This is a genomic window from Paenibacillus sp. JT31N7 (assembly GCF_059692095.1).
In genome coordinates this window covers 2,211,677-2,220,324 of the sequence record NZ_JCAUAT010000001.1, presented here as the reverse complement: position 1 = coordinate 2,220,324, position 8,648 = coordinate 2,211,677, and the positions used below count along the sequence as shown (strand labels likewise).

The 8,648-nt window shown below is 48.7% G+C and carries 6 protein-coding genes, 17 tRNA genes and 1 rRNA gene; 23 read left to right on the top strand and 1 reads right to left on the bottom strand.

The window, feature by feature from the left end; genetic code table 11:
* The 18 genes from AC58P5_RS10170 to AC58P5_RS10085 all read left to right on the top strand — a co-directional run.
* Window positions 1-109 (top strand): 23S ribosomal RNA (locus tag AC58P5_RS10170); the annotation flags it as partial.
* A gap of 136 nt (window positions 110-245) precedes the next feature.
* A tRNA-Asn gene (locus AC58P5_RS10165) sits at window positions 246-321 on the top strand.
* A 3-nt stretch (window positions 322-324) separates the two neighbouring features.
* A tRNA-Ser gene (locus AC58P5_RS10160) sits at window positions 325-414 on the top strand.
* Between the two features lie 9 nt (window positions 415-423).
* Window positions 424-498: transfer RNA gene (locus AC58P5_RS10155), tRNA-Glu, on the top strand.
* Window positions 499-551: 53 nt separating this feature from the next.
* Window positions 552-627, top strand: a tRNA-Val gene (locus tag AC58P5_RS10150).
* Between the two features lie 17 nt (window positions 628-644).
* Window positions 645-718: transfer RNA gene (locus AC58P5_RS10145), tRNA-Met, on the top strand.
* Window positions 719-723: 5 nt separating this feature from the next.
* A tRNA-Asp gene (locus AC58P5_RS10140) sits at window positions 724-800 on the top strand.
* Between the two features lie 41 nt (window positions 801-841).
* A tRNA-Phe gene (locus AC58P5_RS10135) sits at window positions 842-917 on the top strand.
* A 15-nt stretch (window positions 918-932) separates the two neighbouring features.
* Window positions 933-1,008, top strand: a tRNA-Thr gene (locus tag AC58P5_RS10130).
* A gap of 5 nt (window positions 1,009-1,013) precedes the next feature.
* Window positions 1,014-1,099 (top strand) — tRNA-Tyr (locus AC58P5_RS10125).
* Between the two features lie 4 nt (window positions 1,100-1,103).
* Window positions 1,104-1,177: transfer RNA gene (locus tag AC58P5_RS10120), tRNA-Trp, on the top strand.
* Between the two features lie 16 nt (window positions 1,178-1,193).
* Window positions 1,194-1,269: transfer RNA gene (locus AC58P5_RS10115), tRNA-His, on the top strand.
* A 29-nt stretch (window positions 1,270-1,298) separates the two neighbouring features.
* A tRNA-Gln gene (locus AC58P5_RS10110) sits at window positions 1,299-1,370 on the top strand.
* Window positions 1,371-1,378: 8 nt separating this feature from the next.
* Window positions 1,379-1,453 (top strand) — tRNA-Gly (locus AC58P5_RS10105).
* Window positions 1,454-1,462: 9 nt separating this feature from the next.
* Window positions 1,463-1,536: transfer RNA gene (locus AC58P5_RS10100), tRNA-Cys, on the top strand.
* Window positions 1,537-1,545: 9 nt separating this feature from the next.
* Window positions 1,546-1,634: transfer RNA gene (locus AC58P5_RS10095), tRNA-Leu, on the top strand.
* Between the two features lie 18 nt (window positions 1,635-1,652).
* Window positions 1,653-1,729, top strand: a tRNA-Arg gene (locus AC58P5_RS10090).
* 5 nt (window positions 1,730-1,734) lie between these two features.
* Window positions 1,735-1,817: transfer RNA gene (locus tag AC58P5_RS10085), tRNA-Leu, on the top strand.
* Window positions 1,818-1,958: 141 nt separating this feature from the next.
* On the opposite strand, the gene AC58P5_RS10080 is transcribed toward AC58P5_RS10085, so the two are convergent.
* On the bottom strand, window positions 1,959-2,744 hold the full coding sequence (locus AC58P5_RS10080; RefSeq protein WP_497385994.1) for an alpha/beta fold hydrolase: 786 nt from the start codon (window positions 2,742-2,744) through the stop codon (window positions 1,959-1,961).
* A gap of 1,104 nt (window positions 2,745-3,848) precedes the next feature.
* On the opposite strand from AC58P5_RS10080, the gene AC58P5_RS10075 reads away from it, so the two are divergent.
* The 5 genes from AC58P5_RS10075 to AC58P5_RS10055 all read left to right on the top strand — a co-directional run bounded on the left by AC58P5_RS10075 (window position 3,849) and on the right by AC58P5_RS10055 (window position 8,529).
* Window positions 3,849-4,799, top strand: coding sequence for a fumarylacetoacetate hydrolase family protein (locus tag AC58P5_RS10075; protein WP_497385993.1), 951 nt, complete (start codon window positions 3,849-3,851; stop codon window positions 4,797-4,799).
* A 303-nt stretch (window positions 4,800-5,102) separates the two neighbouring features.
* Window positions 5,103-5,474, top strand: coding sequence for a hypothetical protein (locus AC58P5_RS10070; protein ID WP_016423567.1), 372 nt, complete (start codon window positions 5,103-5,105; stop codon window positions 5,472-5,474).
* A 116-nt stretch (window positions 5,475-5,590) separates the two neighbouring features.
* Entirely contained in the window at window positions 5,591-6,277 is a 687-nt protein-coding gene (locus AC58P5_RS10065) for an MOSC domain-containing protein (RefSeq protein ID WP_497385992.1), read from the top strand.
* Window positions 6,274-7,284, top strand: a complete 1,011-nt coding sequence (gene moaA / locus AC58P5_RS10060; RefSeq protein WP_497385991.1) for a GTP 3',8-cyclase MoaA — start codon at window positions 6,274-6,276, stop codon at window positions 7,282-7,284. Before AC58P5_RS10065 ends, moaA begins: the two co-directional genes overlap by 4 nt.
* 45 nt (window positions 7,285-7,329) lie before the next feature.
* On the top strand, window positions 7,330-8,529 hold the full coding sequence (locus AC58P5_RS10055) for a GNAT family N-acetyltransferase (protein WP_497385990.1): 1,200 nt from the start codon (window positions 7,330-7,332) through the stop codon (window positions 8,527-8,529).
* Window positions 8,530-8,648 lie beyond the last annotated feature (119 nt).

The window sequence follows — 8,648 nt, the reverse complement described above, 5'->3', positions numbered from 1 at the left end:
ATTTCCCAGTATGTAAGACCCCTTGAAGACGACGAGGTAGATAGGTTGGAGGTGGAAGCACAGCAATGTGCGGAGCTGACCAATACTAATCGGTCGAGGGCTTGACCTACAGGCTTTTCCGACAGGAAGGGCCGCATCGGAAGCATCTCTTCGGCTAACCGCCGTACGAATGCACCACAAGATCTTTGGATGGATCGATTGCATGTTTCGCTGCTAGTTTTCAGGGAGCAACCCTGATAGTTTATTCCCTGATAGCTCAGTTGGTAGAGCACTCGACTGTTAATCGAGTTGTCACAGGTTCGAGTCCTGTTCGGGGAGCCATATGGAGAGGTGTCCGAGTGGTCGAAGGAGCACGATTGGAAATCGTGTAGGCGAGAAATCGTCTCGAGGGTTCGAATCCCTCTCTCTCCGCCATTTATATATGGCCCGTTGGTCAAGGGGTTAAGACACCTCCCTTTCACGGAGGTAACAGGGGTTCGAATCCCCTACGGGTCACCATCATAATTATATCTTTGACAAAATAGATAATTATGATTATAATGTAAATCTATGGACGCTTAGCTCAGCTGGGAGAGCATCTGCCTTACAAGCAGAGGGTCGGCGGTTCGATCCCGTCAGCGTCCACCATATAAGTTTTTTACTGACGCGGGGTGGAGCAGCCCGGTAGCTCGTCGGGCTCATAACCCGAAGGCCGCAGGTTCAAATCCTGCCCCCGCAATACTTGGAGCTGTGGTGTAGAGGCCTAACATGCCTGCCTGTCACGCAGGAGACCGCGGGTTCGAATCCCGTCAGCTCCGCCATTTTTATCTCTGTATACAAATGGATTTTAAGAACATAATAAGGCTCGGTAGCTCAGTCGGTAGAGCAGAGGACTGAAAATCCTCGTGTCGGCGGTTCGATTCCGTCCCGAGCCACCATTGATAATTGCATGTGCCGTTGTAGCTCAATTGGTAGAGCAACTGACTTGTAATCAGTAGGTTGGGGGTTCAAGTCCTCTCGACGGCACCATTCCTGGAGGCTTAGCGAAGTGGCCAAACGCAGCAGACTGTAAATCTGTTCTCTTACGAGTTCGGTGGTTCGAATCCATCAGCCTCCACCAGTTTAGGGGCATAGTTTAAAGGTAGAACAGCGGTCTCCAAAACCGTTAGTGTGGGTTCAATTCCTGCTGCCCCTGCCAATTAAATACTTGTATGGCGGTCGTGGCGAAGTGGTTAACGCATCGGTTTGTGGATCCGACATTCGGGGGTTCAATTCCCCTCGTCCGCCCCACTTAATACTCACTGACAAATGTAAGATGTTGGGGGTTAGCCAAGCGGTAAGGCAACGGACTTTGACTCCGTCATGCATAGGTTCAAATCCTATACCCCCAGTATGATATGCGGAAGTGGCTCAGCGGTAGAGCATCGCCTTGCCAAGGCGAGGGTCGCGGGTTCGATTCCCGTCTTCCGCTCCATTATAACAAGGCGCCATAGCCAAGTGGTAAGGCAGAGCTCTGCAAAAGCTCTACCCCCAGTTCGAGTCTGGGTGGCGCCTCCACCATTCTTTGCCGGAGTGGCGGAATCGGCAGACGCACAGGACTTAAAATCCTGCGGTAGGTGACTACCGTACCAGTTCAAGTCTGGTCTTCGGCACCAAAAGTGCTAAATAAATTTGTGCCCTTAGCTCAGCTGGATAGAGCGTTTGACTACGAATCAAAAGGTCAGGAGTTCGAATCTCTTAGGGCACGCCATACAAGCCGGTGTGGCGGAATGGCAGACGCGACGGACTCAAAATCCGTTTCTCGCAAGGGAGTGGGGGTTCAAGTCCCTTCACCGGCATACTAAAAGCCTGGTTCCAGTTTTACTGGAATCAGGCTTTTTCCCTTTCATAGATAGAATTTATGTAGAGTTTTAAATATAGAAAAAGACAGAGGGCTTTTGTACAGTCTTGTACAGTAGGCTCCCTGTCTTTCTTTGTTGTTAAGAATGAAGATGGCTTAAGAAATCCGTAATCGCTTTGTTTACTTGATCCGGATGTTCCCGAACGGTAAGATGAGCGGAATCTTTAATTTCGATGTAGGTTGCATTCGGAATGGAATCGGCCATTTTTTTCATGATGGCCGGGGGCGTGATTGAATCTTTTTCACCACCGATGACAAGGGTAGGGGCTTGTATGGTAGACAGAAGCTCCGTAGAATCTTTCCTGAAAGCCATGGCTAAGGATGCGTGGACAAGTCCCAAAGGATTCATTCCGTCTATCTGATCTTGTAGTTCGCTGGCTAGTCCGGAACTCTTTCCTTCGGATAGAAGTTTAGGGATCATAGCAGTTGATGCTGCTTGGGGACCCTGCTCCAGAAGAGAAGCCGCCATTTTCATCCGGTTGATTTGTCCTTCCAGAGGGTCAGCATCCGGGCGCGTATTCGCTAGAATAAGTCCATTGAAACGATGCGGTGCTTTTCGAAGGAGATTAAACGCTACATAGCCGCCCATGGAGAAACCGGCGAGAACCGCTTTTTCCACTTGGAGTTGATCCAGAAGAAGAAGAAGTTCATCGGCCATGTGCTCAAGCGTAATAAGATCCTTGTGAGGCTCTGATTGGCCAAAACCTCTAAGGTCGGGGGCAATGACCCGGTAGTTCGATTCTAGCGCGGCAATCTGTTCCTGCCACATCCGGTGGTCCAGAGGAAAGCCGTGAAGAAGCAATACAGCCGGACCACTTCCTCGTTCTTCATAAAAGGTTTTCAAGCCATGAATAGTTGTAAACATAACGCATCTCTCCTTACTTATCCTCTTAATATGTATTACAAAAACAAAAATGCTCATGTACGCAAGGTGGAAGAGTTAACAGCCGTTCTCAGTATTCATACTCCTTAAATACAAAAAAGTTTGTTTTTAAACAAAGGAATTATACGCCCATTCAGCAGAACCTCTACTGTGTCCAAGAGGATAAATTCCTGCTCGATCAGTTCATGGAAGAGTTCAACAAGTTCTCCGAACTATTCGGCGGTACAGATTTGATTTCAGAACGGACAGTACATGCATACAGCTTCATAACAAAAGTTGATGCTTCATCGCAAGGAATGGACCACTGTATGTATGACAAGCTTCTAGAGTTTCTTGTCGAATGAATGATCCCTAAAGGTATGGAATTGTCTTATTGCTATCTTGCTCTTTAATTCCACCTTTAGTCATCCTGCAGGATAACGTAAGAGGGTTTGATTAATTCCACTTTCAGACGCGCTTAGAGCCTTGGAATAATGTCGAAGGTGTCTTGGATATTCCATGTTTTCAGACGAGTGAAACTAAGCACAAGAGAACAGAAAGGACAGCTCTTTGTTTATTTTAAAAAAAGACTCTAAGAGTCTTCTAATCGGAAAGGTTGTATATCCAGTTACTTAGTGCATTTAGTAAGGAAAACTTGGAGCAGGTTCCCCTAATCGACATTGTCATATTCCTAAATTATTTCCCCGGAAATTTTTGGCATATTACAGTATAATTTAAGAAAAGCACGCGAATCATGCAAAATTAGCCTTCTAAAATATTACCCGCATAATGATTGAATGAAACTCCTCGACAAGATATTTTAAAAATGAATTTTCCTAATGGATTTTAATACAGGATGAATACACGTATAGTAATCGAGAGACTTGGTTAGAGGAGGAAATGCCATAAGTAGGATAGCTGGTGCAGATGAAACCCGGTGGCGCTAGGAAAAGAAATAACAAGCCGGGGATACGAGCTGGACTGCCTTTCTTTTCCGGCATGGGCAATGTTTGTGGATATTTGGGAAGGGGTAATAAAAAGGATAGCGAATAATGATTTAGACAGTTTCGATCATTCATAAGTGTGCTTATAGGAGGAGGATTATCCATGAAACTGCTTACTTTTCTAGGTGAACAAGGACCGAGGCTAGGTATCAGGCTGGAACAAGGTGTCCTGGACGTTGCCGAAGCATTAAAAAATATGAAGGGCTACAAGGAAGGCAGTGTGCCTGCCCATATGGATCAGGTGATAAAGGGGGGGCCGGAGGCGATTCAGTCTCTGCAAAAGCTTATCGATGATCTTCCGGACACTTCCGTAAATGAGCCTTATCTGCTGGAGGAGTCTCCCTTGGTGTTCGCGCCCTGCGTTACGGAACCTGGCAAGATCATTTGTGTAGGTTTGAACTATCAGAAGCATGCGGAAGAGACAAAATCTCCGATTCCGGAGCACCCCGTGCTTTTCAATAAATTCAATAATGCCCTTACTGGGCATAAATGCGATGTTTCCCTCCCTAATGTAACTTCCGAGCTGGATTACGAGGCGGAGTTGGTAATCGTTATCGGTAAAAAAGCAAAAGACGTGTCGAAGGAAGAGGCGGCACAATATATCTTCGGCTACACCTGCGGAAACGATCTGTCTGCGAGAGATTTGCAGAGAAGAACCAACCAGTGGCTTCTTGGTAAGTCTTGCGATGGCTTTCTTCCTTTAGGACCGTATCTCGTTACAGGAGATGAAATCGGGAACCCGAACGAGTTGAAGATCCGCTCTCTGGTCAATGGCGAGCAGCGTCAAAGTTCGACGACAGCGGATATGATTTTCAAGGTGGAGGAACTGGTCAGTTACATATCCCGGCATATGACGCTTCTGCCCGGTGATATTATTCTTACAGGGACGCCTGAAGGGGTGACAATAGGTTATCCGCGGGAACAGCGTGTCTATCTGAAGGATGGGGATCAACTGAGTGTCGAAATCGAAAAAATCGGCACACTGTCCAATAAAGTAGTCGCGGAAACTAAAGTCGAAGACGGCAAACCGGTGGGTCGTACGTTGGGCGTCTAAACACTTTCCATTAATGATGGAGAATTTGTTAAGAAAATTTAATGAAATTAAACGGTGCAATTTGGCAAATCGTTTAAAGTTGTAAAAGAAGCTTTTCATTCATTTGAAAAGCTTCTTTTTTTATAACTAAAAAAGCCTATAAAATAAAGATTTCTGCCACATTTTTACTTACTTCGGACGGCTTTTTCCTTTTTAGGGGGCAGTATTACATTTTCCTAAAACTTCTTTAACAATTTATTGCTATCCTTTAGTTATCGGAACGTTGGTCACAACCAATACGACAAATGAACGGGGATGATGTGTATGGCGAAAAAATCTTGGTCGACACAGGAGATGGAAAGACTCTGTATGCTTTCCAAAGAATGCCCTCCTTCGGTAATTGCCAAGGAACTTGCCCGCCCGGTTACCTCCGTACGGAAGAAGCTGCGTGAGATCGGCGTCACGTATGTAAAGGGAGACGAATGGAAGCGGAAGCAGGTTCAAATGCTAATCTCTGACGAAGCACGCGGAGAACTTCCACGCAGAAACAAGCAAGAATTGACTGAGGAAGCACAAGTCTTGAATGAGTTTTGGACAACGCTGCTATCCATGGCCAGCGTGGCTAAGAAAAAGGGGAAAAGAGTGGACGTTTTGTCCTTTATAGATACGTACCGTAAAATCAAGCTGGGCGGTTGAATAAGCATCTCTTGCGGAACCTTTTGAGGTTCAGCAGGAGATTTTTTTATGCTCGGAAGACTTCCTCCGTTATTTTTTGGTATAGTGGATAAAAAAGAGGGGAGGGGAGTGTTCCTGTGACACCTCAAATCGCATCCATAAACGTAGGCAAGCCGAAGCGAATCGTCTATCAGGGAAAAGAAGTGGAAACGGGTATATACAAAGAGCCGGTACATCAGCCCTTGTTTTTGTCGAAAACACAGCTGGAGGGAGACGGTCAGGCGGATCTGACCGTTCACGGAGGGCCCGACAAGGCGCTTTGCGTATACAGTGCGGATTATTATGACTACTGGGAGAAGGAGCTCGGACAACCTCTTTCTTTCGGAGCATTCGGAGAAAATATCACGGTAAGCGATCTTAAAGAAGAAGAGGTATGTATCGGAGATATTTATCAGCTTGGGGAAACGCTTGTTCAGGTTTCACAACCGAGACGCCCCTGTTTTAAGCTCAGCGTCCGTTACTCGGATGTAAAACTCCCCGTTAAATTGCAGGATACGGGGTATACCGGGTTCTACTTCCGGGTGTTGAAAGAAGGCATTATTCCCGAGAACCCTGTTTTTAGGCTAGTGACTAAGCATACTCAAGGTTTAACCGTTGAATTTGTAAATAGATGCAAATATCACGATAAGAACAATATTTCCGGAATCCGTATGATATTGGCGAACGATGCGCTTGCGGAAAGCTGGAGAGGATCTTTTGAGAAAAAACTTGCTGAAGCGGAGGCCTCGCCGGAGCCTATGCAAAGCGGTGGGGTGAAGGAATGACATCTTCGGGTTTACTTAAAGATAAATTTAACCGTATTCATGATTATTTGCGCATTTCGGTTACGGACCGCTGCAATTTGCGCTGTGTCTACTGCATGCCGGAGGAAGGGATGACCTTCGAACCGGACGATCGTCTTCTGAGGTATGACGAGATTACGGAAATTGTCCGTGTATTGTCGGAGCTGGGCGTACGCAAACTGAGAATTACGGGTGGCGAGCCGCTTGTCCGGAGGGATTTGCATATACTGATCCGGCAGCTGTCCGCTATACCGGGTATCGAAGATATCGCTTTAACGACGAATGCCGTTTTTTTCGCCCAGCAGGCGGAGCGCTTAAGAGAAGCCGGACTGACGCGGATTAATATCAGTCTCGATTCTGTTCGCCCGGATCGATTCAAGCTTATTACAAGGGGCGGAGACGTCAGCCGTGTGCTGGCGGGGATTGAGGCAGCCCAGCGGGTCGGGCTTTATCCCGTCAAGCTGAATGTCGTGCTCATGCAGGGACTTAACGACGACGAAATCGGGGATTTCCTGCAAATGACGATCGACAAGGACATTCAGGTGCGTTTTATCGAATATATGCCTATCGGTCATCAGGATGAGGCCTGGAAGCTCCGGTATGTTCCCCTTTCGTCCGTGCTGGACAGGTGTTCCGAACGCGGTTGGAAAGTGGAAGAGATATCTTCCGTGAGAGGAAACGGCCCTTCTCAAAATTACCGGATCGCGGGAGGGCAAGGGTCATTCGGCCTCATACATCCGGTGAGCGACCATTTCTGCGCCTCTTGCAACCGGCTGCGGCTGACGGCAGACGGTAACGTCAAGCCCTGCTTATACTGGTCCCATGAGTTTAATGTCAGGCCGCTGATCGGGGATGACCGGGCGATAAGGGAGTTATTTTATAAAGCTCTGGATGTAAAACCCGAAAGCCATGAAATGGCGAAAGTGCTCCAGGGGGACGAACCGTCCCACCTGCCGACCGTGAGACGTATGTCTCAAATCGGGGGCTAAGCGGAAAGTGCCGCGGTATTTTTTAGTTTAAAAGGAGGTACACCTATGAGTGAAATCAGAAGACTGCGCCGGGAAGAACTCCGGGACAGCCTGGATTTGTCGATGTATGCTTTTCAATATGAGCTGCCGGAGGAAGAGCTTGTCGAAAGACTCGCAACCCTGAATCCCGAGGAAACATGGGGTTATTTTATCGACGGGAAACTGGCCTCGAAATTAACGCTGCTGAATTTTACAACCTGGATGAACGGTAAAAGCCTGAAAATGGGCGGGATCGCCGGCGTTGCAAGCTGGCCGGAAAATCGCAGGCAGGGAATAGTGGGACAACTGCTGTCGCAAGCGCTGGAAGTGATGAAAGAGAACGGGCAGACCCTTTCCTATCTCCATCCGTTTTCATTTGCGTTTTACCGGAAGTACGGCTGGGAGCTGGCCATGACCTTTAAAAAAATCGAGCTTCAAACCTCGCAGCTTCCGAAGCTCGGCCCTGCGGAAGGGAGAGTCATACGGACAGCTCCCGGCGCAGCCGCGCTTAACCCGATATATGAAGCGTATGCGGCCAAATTCAACGGACCGATTGCGCGTTCGGAGGAATGGTGGGAAACCCGTCTATTCAAAAAGAAAGGGCACACCGCGGTGTATTTGAACGCTGCCGGGGAACCCAGGGGATATGTGCATTATTGGATAGAAAACCATGAGTGCAAGATTCATCAGCTGGTTTATCTCGATCAGGACGCCAAGCGCGGCTTGTGGAAATTCATCGGCGATCACGATTCCATGTTCGACAAGCTGACCATGCAGGCGCCTCCGGACGAGGATTTGGCCTTTGAGCTGAATGACCCTCGGATTAAACAGGAGCTGGTTTCGTATTTTTCTGCCCGGATTGTCGATGTAGAGGGACTCCTGGGCCAACTGCGGCTGAGGCATACGGGGCTGCCGCAGGAGACGTCTCTCCGCCTGCACGTAACGGACGAGCAGGCGCCGTGGAACCATGGCACGTTCGAGCTTAAGCTGAACGTGCCGGAAGGCTCCGCGGTCGTGATTAAGACCGCGGATGAACCCGCCGGCGGCAGCGGAGCCGCAGCGGACGGATTAGCGTGCGATATCCGCACGCTGTCCGTCCTGCTGCTCGGCGCCAAGAGCGCCGGCGATCTGCACCGGATCGGTCGTCTGCAAGGCGACGAACGATCGGTGGAGCTTCTTGCGGCGGTCCTGCCGCGCCGCACCTGCTACCTGCCGGACTTCTTTTAGTCCGGCAGAAGAAAAGCCGTACAGCCCGGATATTGCGGGGCTGTACGGCTTTTTGGCGCAGGGCGACCGTGCCCTGCGAGAGCCATTCGACAAATCCGCCGGTTGGCGGGGGATTGTCG

Bases quoted from the DNA above. Each gene is read 5' to 3' on its own strand.
- AC58P5_RS10080 (WP_497385994.1), bottom strand. From the start codon at position 2,744: ATGTTTACAACTATTCATGGCTTGAAAACCTTTTATGAAGAACGAGGA.
- AC58P5_RS10070 (WP_016423567.1), top strand. From the start codon at position 5,103: ATGGCGAAAAAATCTTGGTCGACACAGGAGATGGAAAGACTCTGTATG.
- AC58P5_RS10055 (WP_497385990.1), top strand. From the start codon at position 7,330: ATGAGTGAAATCAGAAGACTGCGCCGGGAAGAACTCCGGGACAGCCTG.
- AC58P5_RS10075 (WP_497385993.1), top strand. From the start codon at position 3,849: ATGAAACTGCTTACTTTTCTAGGTGAACAAGGACCGAGGCTAGGTATC.
- moaA (WP_497385991.1), top strand. From the start codon at position 6,274: ATGACATCTTCGGGTTTACTTAAAGATAAATTTAACCGTATTCATGAT.